General features: G+C 67.2%; 16 protein-coding genes. 10 read left to right on the top strand and 6 right to left on the bottom strand.

The features are described from left to right. Window positions 1–10 precede the first annotated feature (10 nt). The 6 genes from ACQKIE_RS08335 to ACQKIE_RS08310 all read left to right on the top strand — a co-directional run bounded on the left by ACQKIE_RS08335 (window position 11) and on the right by ACQKIE_RS08310 (window position 3,355). Window positions 11–634: a YbhB/YbcL family Raf kinase inhibitor-like protein gene (locus ACQKIE_RS08335; RefSeq protein WP_427457780.1), complete on the top strand. Its 624-nt coding sequence runs from the start codon at window positions 11–13 to the stop codon at window positions 632–634. Between the two features lie 114 nt (window positions 635–748). Then, a complete protein-coding gene (locus ACQKIE_RS08330; protein ID WP_166700115.1) occupies window positions 749–907 on the top strand; it encodes a DUF1328 domain-containing protein in 159 nt (52 codons plus the stop codon). Window positions 908–971: 64 nt separating this feature from the next. Next, window positions 972–1,361 carry a DUF883 family protein gene (locus tag ACQKIE_RS08325; protein ID WP_427457777.1) on the top strand — a complete coding sequence of 130 codons (390 nt, stop codon included), beginning with the start codon at window positions 972–974 and terminating at the stop codon, window positions 1,359–1,361. Window positions 1,362–1,390: 29 nt separating this feature from the next. Continuing rightward, complete coding sequence (locus ACQKIE_RS08320) at window positions 1,391–1,873, top strand: ABC transporter ATP-binding protein (RefSeq protein ID WP_427457774.1); 483 nt, start codon at window positions 1,391–1,393, stop codon at window positions 1,871–1,873. 4 nt (window positions 1,874–1,877) lie between these two features. Further along, complete coding sequence (locus ACQKIE_RS08315; RefSeq protein ID WP_427457771.1) at window positions 1,878–2,195, top strand: hypothetical protein; 318 nt, start codon at window positions 1,878–1,880, stop codon at window positions 2,193–2,195. Further along, window positions 2,192–3,355, top strand: a complete 1,164-nt coding sequence (locus ACQKIE_RS08310) for an AI-2E family transporter (protein ID WP_427457769.1) — start codon at window positions 2,192–2,194, stop codon at window positions 3,353–3,355. Before ACQKIE_RS08315 ends, ACQKIE_RS08310 begins: the two co-directional genes overlap by 4 nt. 3 nt (window positions 3,356–3,358) lie before the next feature. Here the strand turns inward: ACQKIE_RS08310 and ACQKIE_RS08305 are convergent, their stop codons facing one another. The 4 genes from ACQKIE_RS08305 to ACQKIE_RS08290 are packed head-to-tail and all read right to left on the bottom strand — an operon-like array spanning window position 3,359 to window position 9,969. Beyond that, a complete protein-coding gene (locus ACQKIE_RS08305; protein WP_427457766.1) occupies window positions 3,359–4,132 on the bottom strand; it encodes an SDR family NAD(P)-dependent oxidoreductase in 774 nt (257 codons plus the stop codon). Beyond that, window positions 4,129–5,562, bottom strand: a complete 1,434-nt coding sequence (locus ACQKIE_RS08300; protein ID WP_427457763.1) for an efflux transporter outer membrane subunit — start codon at window positions 5,560–5,562, stop codon at window positions 4,129–4,131. Before ACQKIE_RS08300 ends, ACQKIE_RS08305 begins: the two co-directional genes overlap by 4 nt. A 2-nt stretch (window positions 5,563–5,564) precedes the next feature. Continuing rightward, on the bottom strand, window positions 5,565–8,756 hold the full coding sequence (locus ACQKIE_RS08295; protein WP_427457760.1) for an efflux RND transporter permease subunit: 3,192 nt from the start codon (window positions 8,754–8,756) through the stop codon (window positions 5,565–5,567). A gap of 7 nt (window positions 8,757–8,763) precedes the next feature. Next, complete coding sequence (locus ACQKIE_RS08290; protein WP_427457757.1) at window positions 8,764–9,969, bottom strand: efflux RND transporter periplasmic adaptor subunit; 1,206 nt, start codon at window positions 9,967–9,969, stop codon at window positions 8,764–8,766. 192 nt (window positions 9,970–10,161) lie between these two features. On the opposite strand from ACQKIE_RS08290, the gene ACQKIE_RS08285 reads away from it, so the two are divergent. Beyond that, the gene (locus ACQKIE_RS08285) at window positions 10,162–11,145 is read left to right on the top strand and encodes a LysR family transcriptional regulator (RefSeq protein ID WP_427457754.1); all 984 of its coding nucleotides are present in this window, start codon (window positions 10,162–10,164) and stop codon (window positions 11,143–11,145) included. A 107-nt stretch (window positions 11,146–11,252) separates the two neighbouring features. Continuing rightward, entirely contained in the window at window positions 11,253–12,368 is a 1,116-nt protein-coding gene (locus ACQKIE_RS08280; protein WP_427457751.1) for a serine hydrolase domain-containing protein, read from the top strand. Window positions 12,369–12,383: 15 nt separating this feature from the next. Here ACQKIE_RS08280 and ACQKIE_RS08275 read toward each other — a convergent pair whose 3' ends face one another. After that, a complete protein-coding gene (locus tag ACQKIE_RS08275; protein WP_427457747.1) occupies window positions 12,384–13,943 on the bottom strand; it encodes a winged helix-turn-helix domain-containing protein in 1,560 nt (519 codons plus the stop codon). A 4-nt stretch (window positions 13,944–13,947) separates the two neighbouring features. Next, window positions 13,948–14,742, bottom strand: coding sequence for an undecaprenyl-diphosphate phosphatase (locus ACQKIE_RS08270; protein ID WP_427457745.1), 795 nt, complete (start codon window positions 14,740–14,742; stop codon window positions 13,948–13,950). Between the two features lie 154 nt (window positions 14,743–14,896). On the opposite strand from ACQKIE_RS08270, the gene ACQKIE_RS08265 reads away from it, so the two are divergent. Further along, window positions 14,897–16,414, top strand: coding sequence for an efflux transporter outer membrane subunit (locus ACQKIE_RS08265; RefSeq protein WP_427457742.1), 1,518 nt, complete (start codon window positions 14,897–14,899; stop codon window positions 16,412–16,414). After that, window positions 16,411–17,667, top strand: coding sequence for an efflux RND transporter periplasmic adaptor subunit (locus ACQKIE_RS08260; protein ID WP_427457739.1), 1,257 nt, complete (start codon window positions 16,411–16,413; stop codon window positions 17,665–17,667). Before ACQKIE_RS08265 ends, ACQKIE_RS08260 begins: the two co-directional genes overlap by 4 nt. Window positions 17,668–17,670 lie beyond the last annotated feature (3 nt).

Raw genomic sequence — 17,670 nt, 5'->3', positions numbered from 1 at the left:
GGAGTACCGCATGCGTCTCAACAGCGACAGCATCGAGCACGGCCAGCCCATTCCCGCGAAGTTCGCGTTCATGGAACTCGGCGAACCGATCAAGCCCGCCGGCAACGTCACGCCGCACCTGGCCTGGACCGAAGTACCCGCCGCGGCGAAATCGTTCGTCATCGCCGTGATCGATACCGACGTGCCATCCAAGCCGGACGACGTGAACGTCGAAGGACGCGAGATTCGCCGCGACCTGCCGCGCGTCGAGTTCGTCCATTGGCTGATGGCGAATATTCCGCTGGAGTGCCGCGAGCTGGGCGAGGGCGCCTGTGGCGAAGGCATCGTGCCGCGTGGCAAGAAGGATCCGGTCGGCCCGCCCGGGTCGGTGCAGGGCCTCAACGACTACACCGGCTGGTTCAAGGGCGACCGTGACATGGAGGGGCACTATCACGGCTACGACGGTCCGTGCCCGCCGTGGAACGACTCGATCCCGCACCACTACCACTTCCATGTGTACGCGCTCGACGTGGAGACGCTGCCGCTGGTGACGGGCTTTTCCCTCGCCGAGCTCCGCGATGTCATGGAAGGCCACGTCGTCGACCAGGCCGTCATTACCGGCACCTACTCGCTCAACCCCAAGGTGAAGGCGTGACGGCGCGGTGAAAGCGGCTGCCTGAACGTCTATTGAGCGACGTCGGGCAGCTTCACGCCGCATGCGCGGGGCGCGGGACTAAATGGTGCCGCGCCACTCCACGGAGAACCCACCATGCTGCACTATGCCCTTGTCTTCCTCGTTATCGCGATCATCGCGGCCGTCTTCGGCTTCGGTGGCATCGCGGGAACGGCGGCCGGTATCGCGAAGATCCTGTTCGTCGTTTTCCTGATCCTGGCGATCATTTCGTTCTTCCGCGGCCGCAGCGTCTAGCGGCCGTGACCCCGGCGTCACCTTTTTTGACTTACCTTGTCAGACCCCGTACCGGAGACCGTCCATGAACAAGCCCGCCGACCATGTCGCTAACGCCGCGACCGCCGCTGCGAACACCGTTTCGGCCGCCGGCCGCATCGACGAACGTGCCGAGCGAGTAAAGCAGGCCACTTCCGAGGCGGTGGATCGCACGAAGGATGCCGTTGAGCGGGCTGCCGACAAGGTGGAGTCCACCTTGCACACCGCCACCGACAAGGCTGCCCATGGTGCGACCCGCGCTGCGGAGAAGGCCGAGGAAGTGAAGATGCGCGGCAAGGAAGCCTACGGTGACGCCGTCGAGCGGACCAACGACTGGCTCGACACGGCCCGTGAATACGTCCGCGAGAAGCCGGTGCAGTCCATCGCCCTCGCCCTCGCCGCCGGCTGGCTGGCCGGCCGCATCCTGCGTAACTGATCCAATCACTTCCCCAAGGGGCGTAGCGCATGCTGGACGATGGTCCCCCGGGGCGCCAGGACGTGAACGAGCCGATGCCGGGAGAAGGCGCGGCGGCGGGTTCAGCGAAAGCTGCCTCGCCGTCGTGGCTCGACGACCTCCGCCGTCTCGGCGCCGGTCTGAAGGAGCTATTTTCGGCACAGCTGGCGCTGTTGAGCGCCGAGCTAGGCTTGGCGCGAGCCGGCATCGTCATGATGCTGTTCATGGGCCTGGCCGCCATCGTCTTCGCCGTGGCACTCGGTTTTACCTTGCTGGCGCTGGCCGGCTGGGGCCTGGCGCAATGGTTCGGATCGTGGGCCTGGGCGCTCACCGCGCTGGCGGCGCTCCAGTTGCTGCTGCTGGTGGGAGCCATCCTTGTCTTCCGCCGTGCCATGCACTGGCTTACGCTGCCCGCCACGCGGGCGGAATTCGCCATCCTGGCGCGCGAAGCGTCGCGGCAGGGCAAGGCGGAAAGCGAACAAAAGGGGGAGTAACACGATGGGTGTCTTCAACAGCATGGCGAAAGTCACCGCCGCGCGTGCGCGGGTGACGCTTGCGCGGGAAGAAACGGTGCGCCCGGCGGCGGCCCTGATCGCGCGCGGTTACGAGCATCCGCTGACCGTACTCGGCGTTGCCGCCGGCTCCGGCTTCCTCCTCAGCAAGATAAAGATGAACCCGCTTGCCGTGCCTGGCGTGAGCGGTGTCGTGGCAGGCGGTGTCGCCGACATGATCGCGCGCGGCCTGTCCGTGGCCGCCGGCAGTTTCCTCGGTGAGTTCGCCAGCGACGCCGTCGACGTCGCCGACCAGGTGCCATGAGCGACTTTCCCAGTCCACTCCCTACGCCGCTCCCGTCCACGGCGGCGCCCGGCGTCGCCGTGTCCACGATCGGCACGCGGTCGCGGCGCAAGCCCGGCAGCAGCCGGAGCACCCGACGCATCACGCGTCACCTGCGCTCCATCCGCATATCGCTCAACGGCATGATCCTGCTGGCGCTGCTGTACACGGTGGCGATCGGCAAATCGATCCTGGTGCCCCTGGTTCTCGCGGGATTTATCGGCCTCGCGCTCAATCCGATCGTCGCGTCGGCGGCACGCGTGCGTATCCCGCGCTGGCTTGCCGCTGTCACGGTGATGATCCTGCTCGGAACGGGACTCGTTTCGGCCGTCGCGACGCTTTCGACGCCGGCGCTGAACTGGTTCCACGAGGCGCCGACCGCGATGCGCGCGTTCGCGCCGAAGATCAAGCCGATGACGCAGCAGATCGAAGCAGCGAGCCGCGCGACGCAGACGCTGGTTGGTGGCTCCGTAGCGAGGAACGCGCCCCAGGCGACCAACAGCTTCGCGTTCTCCGCGTGGGACGTGGTGGCGAGCGCGCCAAAAGTCCTGGCGAGCATCCTCACCGTCGCGTTGCTGGTGTTCTTCTTCCTGGTCTATGGCGATGAGATCCTCCGGCGAGCGGTGGAGATATCGCCAACGTTCTCGTACAAGCGACACACGGTCAGCATCGTTCGAAGCATCCAGGAAGAAGTATCGAGCTATCTCCTGCTGACGGCGGCCATCAATGTCACCCTGGGCCTCGTCACCGCTGGCATGTTGTACCTCTACGACGTACCCGATCCGCTGCTGTGGGGCTCCGTGGCGACGGTCGCGAACTTCATTCCCTATGTAGGTGCCATCACCACGACCACGATCCTCGCGGTCGTGGGCGCGCTGCACTTCCAGGAACTCGGTCCGGCATTGCTGCCGGCCGCTACGTTCGCCGGCATCACCGCGATCGAAGGCAACATGATCACGCCCATGCTGCAGGGGCGCCGCTCGCGTCTGAGCCCTGTCGCGATCCTGCTCTGGCTGCTGATCTGGGGCTGGCTGTGGGGCATCCCCGGCGCGCTGCTCGCCGTACCGATGCTGACCTGCGTGAAACTGATCACCGCGAAGCTGCGCGGCTGGCAGTGGTTCGCGCATATCGTTTCGCGCTGAGTCCTACCAGGCGATCTTCTTCCGATCGCGGAAGAACTCGCCCGACGACGACTCATGCTCCGAAAGCAACGCCGCCCACACGATGCCTTCCGCACTCTCCGCCGCTGGCCTGCCACCGCTGCCGCCTAGCGCGGTAGCGGTCCAGCCCGGACAGACGGCATTGACGAGGATGCCGCTACCCACGAGTTCGCGCGCAAGCACCTGCGTATACGCATTGAGCGCCGCCTTCGACACGCGATAGGCGGGACTGTTCTCGCCGCACATCGCGCCCAGGGCGCATTCGCTCGATACGTTCACCACGCGGCCGTATCCGTGCCGTTTCATCAAGGGCAGGGCGGCGGCGGTGAGGCACCACGCGCCGATGAGGTTCACATCCAGGGCGCCGCGGATGGCGTCCAGGTCCGGTGTCGAGGGGCGGCCCTCCGGGTCGTAGTAGCCGCCTGCGTTGTTCACGAGGATGTCGAGGCGGCCGAAGTGATCGCCGATGTGTGCGATGGCCTTGTCGACATCGCCTTGCTTCGTCACGTTCAGCCGGATCGCATGCGCGTCGCCGCCGAGCTCGCGGATCGCGCGTGCGACCTTCTCGCCCTTGCCGGGTTCACGCATGCCCATGAACACGGTGACGCCACTCGCTGCGAGCTGCTTCGCCACTTCGAGGCCGATGCCGCGGTTCGCGCCGCTCACCAGCGCGACGCGCTGGCTGAGCGGCGGTTCCACCGACAAGGTCTTACCGCGCCTCGGCTGTACCGGAAGACGATGGACGTTATGTGCGCTCATGGCGCCTTCGCAACCTCGCTGCACGCGTCGTCACCGCAGGCCTGCCAACCGCCGCCGAGCGCCTTGTACAACTGCACGGCGCGCAGGTTGATGCCTGCTTCCGCCTCGGCAAGCTGGTCTTCCGCCGCGAGCTGCGTGCGCTCGGCGTCGAGCAGCTCAAGGTAATCCGTGCGGCCCGCGTCATAGCGCAACTTCGCCAGGTCGGCGGCACGACGGCTCTCGGTGGCCTGTACCACGAGCTTCTCGACCCGCTCGCGCTGACGGTTGAAGGCCACCAGCGAATTGTCGACATCCTCGAGCGCGGTGAGCACGGTGCGATCGTAGTTGGCACGTGCCTCGTCGGCGCGTGCCTCCGCGCCCTTCACGCCGGAACGCACGCGCTGCACGTTGAGCCCCGACCACGAGATGCTCGGTGCCACCGACCACGCCCGCGAGTCGGCACCGCCGAAGTCGTTGCTGCGTCCGGCGAGGAAGCCGATGAAGCCGCCCAGCGAGATGTGCGGGAAGTAGTCGGCCTTCGCCACGCCGATGCGCGCGTTCGCGGCGGCGAGCTCGCGCTCCGCGATCCGGATGTCCGGACGACGTTGCAGGACCTCGTCCGCACCGCCAATGGCGAGGGTGGCGTCGATCGGCTTGAACGACGCCGCCGACAGGTCGATGTCGAGCTCGCCCGGACGCTCCCCGAGCAACACCGCAAGACGGAACTGGTCGGCGCTGGCCTGGGTCTCGAGCACGGGAAGCTGCGCTTCCACGGCGGCGAGGCGAGCCTTCGCACTGGCGAGGTCCTGCTCCGCGCCGGTGCCGACGTCCACGCGCGCGGTGATCACCTTCAGCGAATCCTGCTGGTTGGCGATGTCGCGCCTGGCCACGTCGATACGCAGCTGGGTGCCGCGCAGGTCGAAGTAATTACGCGCGACTTCCGCGAACAGGGTGACCTGGGCGTCCTGCAGGGACGCCTGGCCCGCCGCGGCATCGGCACGCGCGGCCTCGACCGAGCGGCGGATGCCGCCGAAGAGGTCGAGTTCCCAGGAGGCATCGAAGCCAGCCTGGTAGGCGGTGACGGTCTGCCGCTGGTCGCTGAAGCCAGGCTGTTGCTGGCGGCTGCGCTGGTACGACACGCCGGTTTCGATATCCGGTATCTGCTGGGACTTCGCCGTGCCCAGCGCGGCGCGTGCCTGGGCCAGGCGAGCCACCGCGATCTTCAGGTCCGGCGCGTTCTTGGCGGCGCGAACGATCAGCGAATCGAGCGTCGGGTCGCCGAACTGCTTCCACCACTGCGCCTGGAACCCGGCGGCGTCCTGGTGGGCTGCATCGACGCCCTGCAAGGTGACGGGCGCTTCCTTCGGTGCGTGGTAGTCGGGGCCCACGCTCGCGCAACCGGCGAGGACGAGGGCCGCGAACAGCGCGGTACTGCGGAACATGGTTTTCATGATCAGGACTCCCGTGCCGCGTGGGCGAGGAGGCGACGTTCACGGCGCGCCTGGCGGCGGGCCTCCGAGCGTTCGTTCCAGGCGCGGATCAGCACGTAGAAGAGCGGGGTGAAGATGAGGCCGAAGAAGGTGACGCCAAGCATGCCGGAGAACACGGCCACGCCCATCGCGTGACGCATCTCCGCGCCTGCGCCGTGCGAGGTCACCAGCGGCACAACGCCCATGATGAAGGCGAACGACGTCATCAGGATCGGGCGCAGTCGCAGGCGGGCGGCCTCAAGCACCGCATCCACGCGGTTCATGCCTTCGATCTCCGCTTCGCGTGCGAACTCCACGATCAGGATCGCGTTCTTGCAGGCAAGGCCCACCAGCACGATCAGGCCGATCTGGGTGAAGATGTTGTTGTCGCCGCCGGTGATGAACACGCCGAAGATCGCGGACAGCAGCACCATCGGCACGATCAGGATCACCGCGAGCGGCAGGCTCAGGCTCTCGTACAGCGACGCCAGCACCAGGAACACAAGCAGCACCGACAGCGGGAACACCAGCACCGCCGTGTTGCCGGCGAGGATCTGCTGGTAGGTGAGTTCGGTCCACTCGAAGCTCATGCCGTTCGGCAGGTTGGCCTTCACCAGCGCTTCCATCGCGTCCTGCGCCTGACCGGTGCTGTAACCCGGGGCCGGGCTGCCGTTGATCTCGGCGGTGGGGTAACCGTTGTAGTGCTGCACGCGATCCGGGCCGTTCGCCTGGCGCACGGTGAGGAACGAGCCCAGCGGCACGAGGTCGCCGGCGGCATTGCGGGTCTTCAGGCCCACGATGTCGGACGGCTCGTGGCGGAACGACGGCTCCGCCGACACGTTCACCTGATAGGTGCGGCCGAAACGGTTGAAGTCGTTGACGTAGAGCGAGCCGAGGAAGGCCTGCATCGTCTGGAACACGTCGCCCAGGTCGATGCCTTCCGACTTCGCCTTCTCGCGATCCACGTCGGCGTCGAACTGCGGCACGCTGACCTGGTAGCTGGTGAACAGGTGCGCGAGCTCCGGCGTCTTCTGGCTCGCACCGATGATGCCCTGCGTCTGCTTGTACAGCTCTTCGAAGCCCAGGCCGCCACGGTCCTCGATCTGCATGCGGAAGCCGCCGATCGTGCCGAGGCCGTTCACCGGCGGCGGCGGGAAGATCGCGATGTACGCATCCTGGATGGACGCGAACTTCGCGTTCAGCGCCGCGGCGATCGCATCGGCCGACACGTCCGCGCTACGGCGTTCCTCGAAGGGCTTCAACGTCACGAAGACGATGCCTGCATTCGTGCTGTTGGTGAAGCCGTTGATCGACAGGCCCGGGAACTGCACGGCGCTTTCCACGCCGGGCTGGGCGAGGGCAATGTCGCCCATGCGGCGGATCACACTCTCGGTGCGGTCCAGCGAGGCCGCATCGGGCAGCTGCGCGAACGACACGAGGTACTGCTTGTCCTGCGACGGCACGAACCCGGTCGGCACTTTGGCGAAGCCGAGGAACGCGAGACCCACGAGGCCGGCGTAGAGCACCAGCACGATCCCCGAGAAACGCAGGATCTTCTTCACGCCACCAACGTAGCCGTGCGCGCCGCGCTCGAACGTGCGGTTGAAGGGACGGAACAGCCAGCCGAGGCTGCGGTCCATCCACACCGTGAGCTTGTCCTTCGGCTCGTCGCGACCCTTCAGGAGGATGGCGGAGAGCGCCGGGCTCAGGGTCAGCGAGTTGAACGCCGAGATGACGGTCGAAATGGCGATGGTCAGCGCGAACTGGCGATAGAACTGGCCCGTGAGGCCGCTGATGAAGGCGGCGGGCACGAACACCGCGCAGAGCACGAGGGCCGTCGCGACGATGGGGCCGGTCACTTCGGTCATCGCCTGGCGCGTCGCCATTTTCGGATCGAGCCCATGCTCGATGTGTCGCTCCACGTTCTCCACGACCACGATGGCGTCGTCGACCACGATGCCGATCGCCAGCACCAGGCCGAACAAGGACAGTGCGTTGAGCGAGAAGCCGGCGAGGTACATCACCGCGAACGTACCGATCAGCGAAACCGGCACGGCCACCAGCGGGATGATCGAGGCGCGCCAGGTCTGCAGGAACAGGATCACCACCAGCACGACGAGGATGATGGCCTCGAACAGCGTGTGCACGACGGCGTCGATGGAGCCGCGCACGAAGACCGTGGGATCGTAGACGATCGAATAGTCGACGCCCTGCGGGAAGTCCTTCTTCAGCTCGGCCATCTCCTTGCGCACTTCGTCGGAGATGGCGATCGCGTTGGAGCCGGGACGCTGGAAGATGGGAATCGCGACCGCTTCGCGGTTGTTCAGCAGGCTGCGCAGGGCGTAGTTGTTCGAACCCAGCTCCACGCGCGCGACATCGCGCAGGTGGGTCACCGAGCCGGAGGGATCGCTGCGCACGATGATGTTGAGGAAGTCGTCCTCGGTCACCAGGCGGCCGCGCGTGTTGATGTTCACCTGGAAGGCGGACGTATTCGGGCCGGGGGGTGCATTGAGCGCACCGGCGGCGACCTCGATGTTCTGCTCGCGGACGGCCTTGATCACGTCACCGGTGGTGAGGTTACGGATCGCCAGCTTCTCCGGGTTCATCCAGATGCGCATGCTGTACTCGCCGGCGCCGAACAGCTGGACGTCGCCGACGCCGTCGAGACGGGCGAGCTGGTCCTTGATGCGCGTGCGGGCGTAGTTCGACAGGTAGAGCATGTCGTAACGGTGGTCGGGTGACGTGAGGTGCACGACCATGGTCAGGTCGGGCGAGCTCTTGTTCGTCGTGACACCGAGACGCTGCACTTCCTCGGGCAGGCGCGGGAGCGCCTGCGACACGCGGTTCTGCACCTGCACCTGCGCGTTGTCGAGGTCGGTGCCGAGGGCGAAGGTGACCGTGAGGGTCATCGCGCCGTCGCTGGTGGCCTGCGAGGAGGTGTAGAGCATGCCTTCCACGCCGTTGATCTGCTCTTCGAGCGGCGTGGCAACGGTTTCGGCGATCACCTTGGGATTGGCGCCGGGATAGGACGCCTTCACCACCACGGTGGGCGGCACGACTTCGGGATATTCGCTGATCGGCAGCTTGAACACGGCGATACTGCCCGCGATCAGGAAGAGCACCGACAGCACGCCCGCGAGGATCGGGCGGTCGACGAAGAATTGGGCGATTTTCATGGGTGGATCAGTCCTGGTTCTGCGCCACGCTGTCGACGCCGGCCGGACGCGACGCGACATTGCGCGTGCCTTCCGGTGCCAGCGACGCCATCGCGACACGCTTCGCATTCACTTCGACGCCCGGGCGCACGCGTTGCAGGCCGTTCACCACGACCACGTCGTCCGCACCGAGGCCGGAATCGACCACACGCAGGCCGTCCACCAGCGCGCCGGTGGAGACGCGGCGGTACTCGACCTTCTTGTCCTTGCCGAGCACGTAGACGAACTTGTTGCCCAGGTCGGTGCCCACGGCCTTGTCGTCGATCAGCGCGCGCGGCTGGGTATCGCCGCTACGCAGTTCCACGCGGGCGAACAGGCCGGCGGTGTAGGCGCCATCGGCGTTGGGGAACACCGCGCGGAGGCGGATGGTGCCGGCACCGGCGCGCACCTGGTTGTCGACGAAGTCGATCTTGCCGACGTGCGGGTAACCTTCTTCATCAGCCAGGCCCATCTCCACGGCGGGAGCGCGGCCGCTCTGGCGACGCAGGCGATCCAGCTTCAGGAAGGTCTGTTCGTCCACGTCGAAGTAGACGTACATCGGGTCGACCGAGACAACGCTGGTGAGCGCGTCGTTCGGCGTCACGAGGTTGCCCGCCGTGATCTGCGCGTTGCTGACCTTGCCGTCGATCGGTGCGCGCACCTGGGTGAACGAGAGGTTGAGCTGCGCGGCATCGAGCGCGGCCTGCACCGAGGCGACCTGCGCCTTCGCGCTGGCCGCGGCGGTGTCGAGGCGATCGGCTTCCTCGCGCGACACGGCGTGCTGTTCCACCAGCTTGTTGCCGCGAGCCGCATTGGCCTCGGCGTTCTTCGCCTCGGCCCTCGCCTGGGCGAGGTTGGCGGCGAGACGGTCCACCTCGGCGCGGTACGGGCGCGGGTCGATGGTGAAGAGCAGGTCGCCCTTCTTCACCGAGGCGCCTTCGCGGAAGTGGATCGAATCGATGTAGCCACTGACGCGCGGCTTGACCTGGATGGTGTCCACGGCCTGGATACGGCCGGTGAAGGCGTTGGCGTCGGAGACCGGGCGGAGCAGGACCTGGGCCACGGTGACTTCCGGTGCCGGCGGGGCGGCCGCGGGCTCGCTGGCGTGGCTCGGGGAGCTGCCCGCGCTGAGCCAGATCGCCGAAGCGACGGCGACCGCGAGGGCCGACGAACCGAACAGGATTTTCTTCTTCATGGGAGGTCCTGGAGCTTCGATGGGAGGGGGGAAAGTCGGTCGGGGGCCGGAAGGTTGGAGCCTCAACGTTGGTTGAGGTCAAGCCGGTCCACCGCAGGGAGCGAAATCTAGGTCTTGCTTGGCAAGCGAAAAATGGGTCTACAATCACCGCGCCTGTGACGCACAGTCACGAATGCATCCCTGGAGTGAGCGATGGAAGACTTTTCCGCGATCAGCGTTTTCGTCCGCGTGGTGGAGGCCAAGAGCTTTTCCTCGGCCGCGCAGCACCTGCAGATGACGCCGTCCGGCGTCAGCCGTGCCATCTCTCGTCTCGAGGAAAGCCTGGGGGCGCGGCTGTTCTTTCGGTCGACGCGTTCGCTGCGGTTGACCGACGATGGCTCCGCGTTCTATGCACGTTGCAAGGAGATCCTGGCCGACCTCACCGAGGCGACCGAGGCTCTGGGCTATGCCAGGACCAAGCCGGCCGGCAAGCTGCGCGTGGCCGCGTCCTCTGCCGTGGGACGGGCGGCGATCATCCCCAACCTGGCCGAGTTCGAGCACAAGTACCCGGATATCCGCCTCGAACTGACGATGTGCGATTTCCCGTTCGACTTGAACGAGGAAGGCTTCGATTGCGCCATCCGCATGGGTGAATTGGCCGATTCCAGCCTCATCGCGCGCAAGATCGGCCACTTCAGCAACGTGCTCTGTGCCGCGCCGTCATACTTGGCGAGGCACGGCATGCCGTCGTCCATCGAGGACCTGAAGAACCATCGGGCGGTGAACTTCGTCCATCCCAGCACCGGGAAGCCGTACCAGTGGCAGTTCGACTCTCCGAGCGGCCGCGTGTCGGTCGACGTGGATGCGCACATGCTGATCAATGACGGTGAATCGGTCATCCAGGCCGCCATCGCCGGTCTCGGCATCATCCAGGCCCCGCACTGCCTGGCGAACACCGCGCTGGAGAAGGGCCTGCTGGAGATCATCATGACCGACACGATCTCCACCGGGTCCAACCTGTGGATCGTGTACCCGCAGAAGCGCCACCTGTCGGCACGCGTCCAGGCCTTCATCGAATGGACGAGCGAGCTGTTCCAGCGCACCAGCGAGCCGAAGTGCAAGCTCGTCCACCAGCAGCAGCTGGAGATGGCGAGGCTGCGCAAGGTCCGCCAGGAAGAAACCGCCGCGGTCGCCTGAAGCCCCGTGTAGGTCGCGGCGTCGGCTTCATAAAAGTTCATGGAGACTTCAGGCGCTTCACACGGGCCTCCGCTCCACTCGGGCTTCCCATTGACGGAGCCCGAGCCATGCGCCGAATCCTAGCCGCGATCGCCACCCTGGCGTTCACCCTTCCCGTCCTCGCGGGGACCTACCGCCCGCCCGCCCCGGCCAACGACGGCTGGGCCGTCGCCGATGCCGGCAAGCTCGGCTGGCATACCGCCACCCTGTCCACCCTCGAGGACAAGGTGGCCGATGGCAGCTTCAAGAAGATCACAAGCGTCGTCGTCGCGGACCACGGGCGGCTGGTGTACGAGCATTATTTCAACGATGGCTCGCCAGACCTGCTCAACGACGTGCGCTCGGCGAGCAAGAGCCTCACGGCGATGCTCGTGGGCGCGGCCATCGAGCGTGGGGCGATCCGTGACGTGAAAGCGCCGGTATACGCATTCTTCCCCGAGATCCGCATCGAGCAGCCCGACCCGCGCCGGGCGACGGTGACGTTGGAAGACCTGCTCACCATGAGCTCGATCTGGGAATGCGACGACGAGAACCCTGCTTCGTCAGGCAACGAGGAGCGCATGTACGTCACCGAACGCTGGCTGGACTTCGCCTTGAACCTGCCGATCCGCGGCTACGCGCCCTGGGTGAGTCGTCCGAAGGACTCTCCCTACGGCCGCACGTTCTCGTATTGCACGGCGGGCAGCTTCGTCGCCGGCGCAGTCGTGGAGCGGGCGACGAAACGGCCGCTCGCCGACTTCGCGCATGAGGTGCTCGAGGAGCCGCTTGGCATCACCAAGTCCAAGTGGAATGTGTCGAGCGAAGGCATCGGCATGGGCGGCGGCGGGACGCGTTATCGCTCCCGCGACCTGGCGAAGCTGGGCCAGCTCGCCGCGGACAGCGGGCGCTGGAAGGGAAAGGCGGTGCTACCGGCGGCATGGGTCCACGCGATGCTGACGCCGCACGCCCAGGCCCGCGACGACGCCGATTACGGCTACCTGTGGTGGCAGTTCCGCTTTCCCATCCACGGGGTGGAGACGAAGGTATGGGCGATGGGCGGCAACGGCGGCAACTACGTGTTCGTGCTGCCCGAGCGCGGGCTGGTGGCCGTGATCACGAGCCAGGCGTACAACCAGGGCTACGCACATCCGCAATCGCAGGCGATCTTCCGCGACATCATCCTGGCGTCGATGCCGAAGCCGTAGCGGCTCCTACATCGTTCAAGGACGGCCTTGCGCGAGCAGCTCCTTCGGACACCATGGCGCGTCGAGCACGCGCTCGCGCTCCGCGGCCACGCGGCGTGCGATCGCCTCGAGCACCGCCTCGAAACCGGCGTCGCCCGCCATCGAAGCGAAAAGCGGCGAGGCACGCAGGTAGCCCGCATCGCGCCATCCCTTGTCCACGGCCTCGGACAACGCGGCTACCGCTCCGCGCCGGTCGTGCGCGGCGTCGAGGAGCAGGGCGAGTTCGAGGCGGCTGCCGGGCCACGGATCCTCCGGCAATGCCGCACGGGTCGCGGCGATGCGATCACGCAGCCATGCCGCGTCCACCGGCGCCTCGCCATGCAGCGCGGCCAGCGTGGTGGGCAGCGTGGCCGAGGGACGCAATACCTTCGCTTCCGCGAACGCCCTCGCCGCGGAGACATGGTCGCCACGACGCAAGGCGAGTTCGCCGTCCAGCTGGGCCAGTTCCGCACGGTCCGTGCCGCGCCTGCGTGCTTCGGCCAGCGCCACCGCCGCCTCGTCGAAGCGTTGCTGCGCGAACAGGAAAGCGGGCCAGCCGACATTGGCGAAGACGTTGTCCGGCGAAAGCTCGAACACGTGCCGGTACCGCGCCTCGGCCGCGGCGGCAAAGCCGAGCAGCTCGTACTCACGTGCGACCTGCACTTCGCGGAAGCGCACCTTCGCCGGGTCGCCATGCATGTCCATGTTGGCGTGCAGCGCATCGGCGAGACGCCCCTGTTCCTGGTAAAGATACGCGGCGGAGGATCGACTCGCGTCGTCCTTGGGGTCAAGCCGGACCGCGCGCTCATAACCGGTGATGGCGCCGCCGATGTCGCCCAGGCAATCGTGCGCATAGCCCGATGCGGACCACGCGGCGGCACTGTCCGGACGTAGCGAGACGGCGCGCGTGGCCAGCCGCAGTGCTTCACGCGCCTCCGCCGGCCCGGCGTTGTAGAGGCAACTGCGGGCGGCACGGGTGCGTGAGGCGCCTGACAACGCATCGACGTCGTCGGGTGCTTCCCGCAAGGCGCGATCGTAAAGGGCGAGGGCGCGCTCGTTGTTGTCGCGCTGTCCCATGGCGCGATACCACTCGGCACGCTGCAGGATTTCTTGCTGGGCGCTCGTCACCGGCTTCTGTTCCCGCGCGAGGAAACCGACGCCGACGGCCGTGGCGGCGAGCACACCCACGGCGGCCACCGCGGGCCAGATCGTGCGTCGCCGCGGCGGCCGGTCGGCGAGCGGCACCGGTGGCTCGCCTAACTGGTAACCGCGGCTGCGCACGGTCCGGATGTAGCGTGGCTGCCGCGCGTCGTCACCGAGGGACTGGCGAAGGAGTCGCACGCGCTGCGTCACCGTCTCCTCGTTCACCACGGCTGGTGCCCAGACCGCCGCCATCAACTCGTCGAAGCCGACGACGCGATCGCCGCGCTCCAACATGCACGCCAGCAGTCGGAAGCTGAGTCCCGACACCTCCAGTAACACGTCGCCTCGCTCGACCCGTTGACGCGCGAGGTCGATGGTGAGGTCGATCAGGCGGTAGCGGGTGGCGACGGGCACGCGATCAGCCGCCGGCGGGCAGGAGCAGCAACAAGGCGATGCCGAGCACGATGCGGTAGATCGCGAAGGCGGTGAAACGGTGCGAGCGGATGTAACCGAGCAGCCACTTCACGGCGATGAAGGCCACGACGGTGGACACGACGAAGGCCACGCCGAGCCCCATCCAATCCTCACCGGCGGCGCCGCCGCCGCGGACGGTCTTCAACAGCTCGTAACCGGAGGCCGCATACATCGTGGGGATGCCGACGAGGAACGCGAACTCGGTCGCCGCGGCGCGATTGTTGGTACCTGCCAGCATGGCGATGAAGATCGTCGCGGCCGAGCGCGACGTACCCGGAAAGACGCCGGCCACGATCTGCGCGAGGCCCACGAGGATCGCCACCTTCCACGAGATGGCCGCATGATCCGGCCGGTTTGCCGCGAACTTCTCGGCGAGCAGCATCCAGACGCCGCCGATGACCAGCGCCCAGGCGATCGGCGTCACTGTCTCCGGCAACTTGAAGCCCAGCTTCGACACGACGAGGCCCAGCACCGCGGTAATCAGGAAGGCGACCGCCAGTTTCGTCACGTAGTCGCGTGTCTCCGGACGCCGCCAGTTCACCGCCATGCTCCACAGCGTGCGCCAGTAGATGAAGGTGACGGCAAGGATCGCGCCGGCCTGGATCGCGATGTTGAACAGGTCGGAGCGCGCGCCCAGCCAACGTTCGGCGATGAGCAGGTGGCCCGTGCTGGAGATAGGCAGGAACTCGGTGATCCCCTCGACGATGCCGAGGAGGATGGCGCTGAGCAGGTCGTTCACGTGGCGGGGATTCCTGTGGGGGACGACGCCATAGCTTAGCCGCTGTCCGCGTCGGTCCGTCACGCAGTGCCCACGCGGCGCGCTGATATGTTCCTCCGGACCCGGCGGACGGACGCAGGTCGTCCGTCCGCAAGAAATCCCGAACGGACTTGCCATGGCGCCATTCCTTCCCCCGCCGGGCCGCTCTTTCCGTGGCTCGCGTGCCGTCGTCGTCGCCGTCGCGCTGTTGCTCACCGCCTGCGCGCCACCCGTGCGGCCACCCGCCTTCCAGCCGCGCGACGACGTGCCGCTGTCTGGACTGCCTGTCGGCAAGGCGGGCTGGCCGTCGCCCGAATGGTGGCGCCGCTACGGCGATCCGCAGCTCGATCGCATCGTGGCGTTGGCGATGCGGGGATCGCCCGACATGGAACAGGCCGAGGCGCGATACCAGGCGGCGCTGCGTTCGGTCGAGTCCGCGCGCGCGGCGTTGAATCCGCAGGTGCGCGGTCTCCTCGACGGCGGGCACGGCTACAGCGACGTGGCGGTGCGCGGCGAGGTACCCGGCGCGCCGGGCAGCGCACAGCGCTTCCAGCTCAATCCCGGGCACAGCTGGAGCAACAGCGGCGTGGCCGGCGCGCTCGCGACGTGGGACCTGGATATCTGGGGCAAGCAAAAGGATGCCGTCGCCGCGGCGGTGGGACAGGCGCGCGCCGCCGAGGCGGAGCGCGCCGCGTCGGCCACGTCGCTGCAGTACAACGTCGCAAATACATACTTCGACTGGCAGGCCCAGCAGGCACGGCTCGCCGTGGCGCGGCATGCGGCCGCCTCTGCCGCCGACTATCGCGAGCTCGTCGCCTTGCGGGTGGAGCACGGCCTGGACGACCCGACCGCGCTCGACCAGGCCGACAGCCGCCTGGCGCAACTGCGTCGTGCCGTCGCCCAACTGGAAGGCGCCGCGAGCCTCGACGCCGTGCAACTGGCGGCCTTGGCCGGTGCCTCGCCGAACGAGCTCGGCACGCTGACGCCGTTGCCGCTGCCGGTGCCCGACACGCGCCTGCCACCGGACGCGCGGCTGGCCCTGCTCGCACGCCGCCCCGACATCGCCGCGGCGCGTTGGCAGATCGAGGCCTCGTCGAAGAACATCGACCAGGCACGCAAGGCCTACTACCCCGACGTGAGCCTCATGGCGCTCGGCGCTTTCCTGCGCACGTATCCCGACCTGGGCTCCGGCACGCGCACCGACCTCACCCTCGGCAACATCGGCGCCTCGGTGCAACTGCCGATCTTCAGTGGCGGCCGCCTGCGCGCGCAGTACGAAGGCGCGCAGGCACAACTGGACCTCGCGGTGGCACGTTATGACGCGGCCGTGGTGCAGGCCGCGGGCCAGGTGGCGCAAGGCATCGCGACACTGACCACGCTCGAGGACCAGCGCGTCCAGGTGGATCGCCAGGTCGCCGCGAGCGCCGCGCAGAAGGGCAAGGCGGCGGACCGCCGTTCGAAGGGCCTCATCGACGACCGCACCTGGCTCGATGCCGACATGCAACTGGACCAGCAGCGCGACGCGCGCCTTCAACTGACGAGCCAGATGCTCTCCGCCAACCTTTCCCTCATCCACGCGCTGGGCGGCGGCTACCACGCCGACGACCTGCCCGATCTACCGGCCGCCGGTGCCGGCGAGGATTCGACCCGATGACACATGACGACGAAAAGGAACGCGAGGACGACAAGCACGACAAGGACGGCAATGACCAGAAGGAGCAGGAGAAGAAGGACGACCCGAAGGCGAAACGCAAGAAGGTGATCATCCTGTCGATCATCGCGGCCGTCTTCATCCTCGCCGGCCTGGTCTGGCTCCTGCTGCAGATCTTCGTTTTCTCGAAGCGGGAAACCACCGACGACGCCTACGTCAAGGGCGACATGGTCACCATCTCCTCGCGTATCGCCGGAACGGTGATCGAGGTTGCGGTGGAGGAGACCGAGCGCGTGCACCGTGGACAAGTGCTGATCAAGCTGGACCCCGTCGACGCGCGCGTGAGCCTGATGAACGCCGAGGGCCAGCTCGCGCAGGCAGTGCGCGAGGCGCAGGCCCGGATGCAGCAGGCCAACCAGGCCGACGCCGCCATTCCACAGCGTCGTGCCCAATACGAACAGGCACGTGACGAGTACAACCGCCGTCACCCCTTGCTCGAACGCCGTGCCGTATCGGCCGAGGAAGTGGACACGGGCAAGCGGCAGATGCAACAGGCACTGGCGGCGTTGCAGGCCGCCGAGCGCGAAGCCGCCGCGGCGCATGCGCAGGTGGACGGCACCACGGTGGAAGACTTTCCCGCGGTAATGCAGGCACGCGCGCAATTCCGCAACGCGTGGGTGAACAACGGCCGCAACGCCATTGTGTCGCCGATCGAGGGCTACGCAGCCCGGCGCCAGGTGCAGGTGGGCCAGCGCATCCAGCCCGGGCAGGACCTGCTCACGGTGGTGCCGCTCTCCGATCTATGGATCGACGCGAACTTCAAGGAGACCCAGCTGGAAAACATCCGTATCGGCCAGCCGGTGACCGTCACGACCGACATGTATTCCGATGTCGAGTACCACGGCAAGGTCGTCGGCCTCAACGCCGGAACGGGCAGCGCGTTCTCTTTGCTTCCGGCGGAAAATGCCACGGGCAACTGGATCAAGGTCGTGCAACGCCTGCCCGTGCGCGTGTCGCTCGATGCCAACGAACTCAACAGGCATCCCCTGCGACTGGGCCTGTCGGCCGACGTGAAGGTCGACACGCATGAACGCGGCGGCCGCGTCCTGGCCGAGACACCAAGGAACAAGCCGCTGGCGAGCACCGATGTGTACGCGCAGGAGATGGATCGCGCCGACGAGCGCGCCGAGGAAATCATTCGCGCGAATACCGTCGCTACCATGCCCAAACCGCAACCGGCCAGGCGCGGCGGCTGAGCG

The organism is Luteibacter sp. NPDC031894 (genome assembly GCF_050273135.1).
In the GTDB taxonomy this organism is placed as follows: Bacteria; Pseudomonadota; Gammaproteobacteria; order Xanthomonadales; family Rhodanobacteraceae; genus Luteibacter.
The sequence above is the reverse complement of the archived record's forward strand: the minus strand, read 5'-3'. Positions and strand labels throughout refer to the sequence as shown.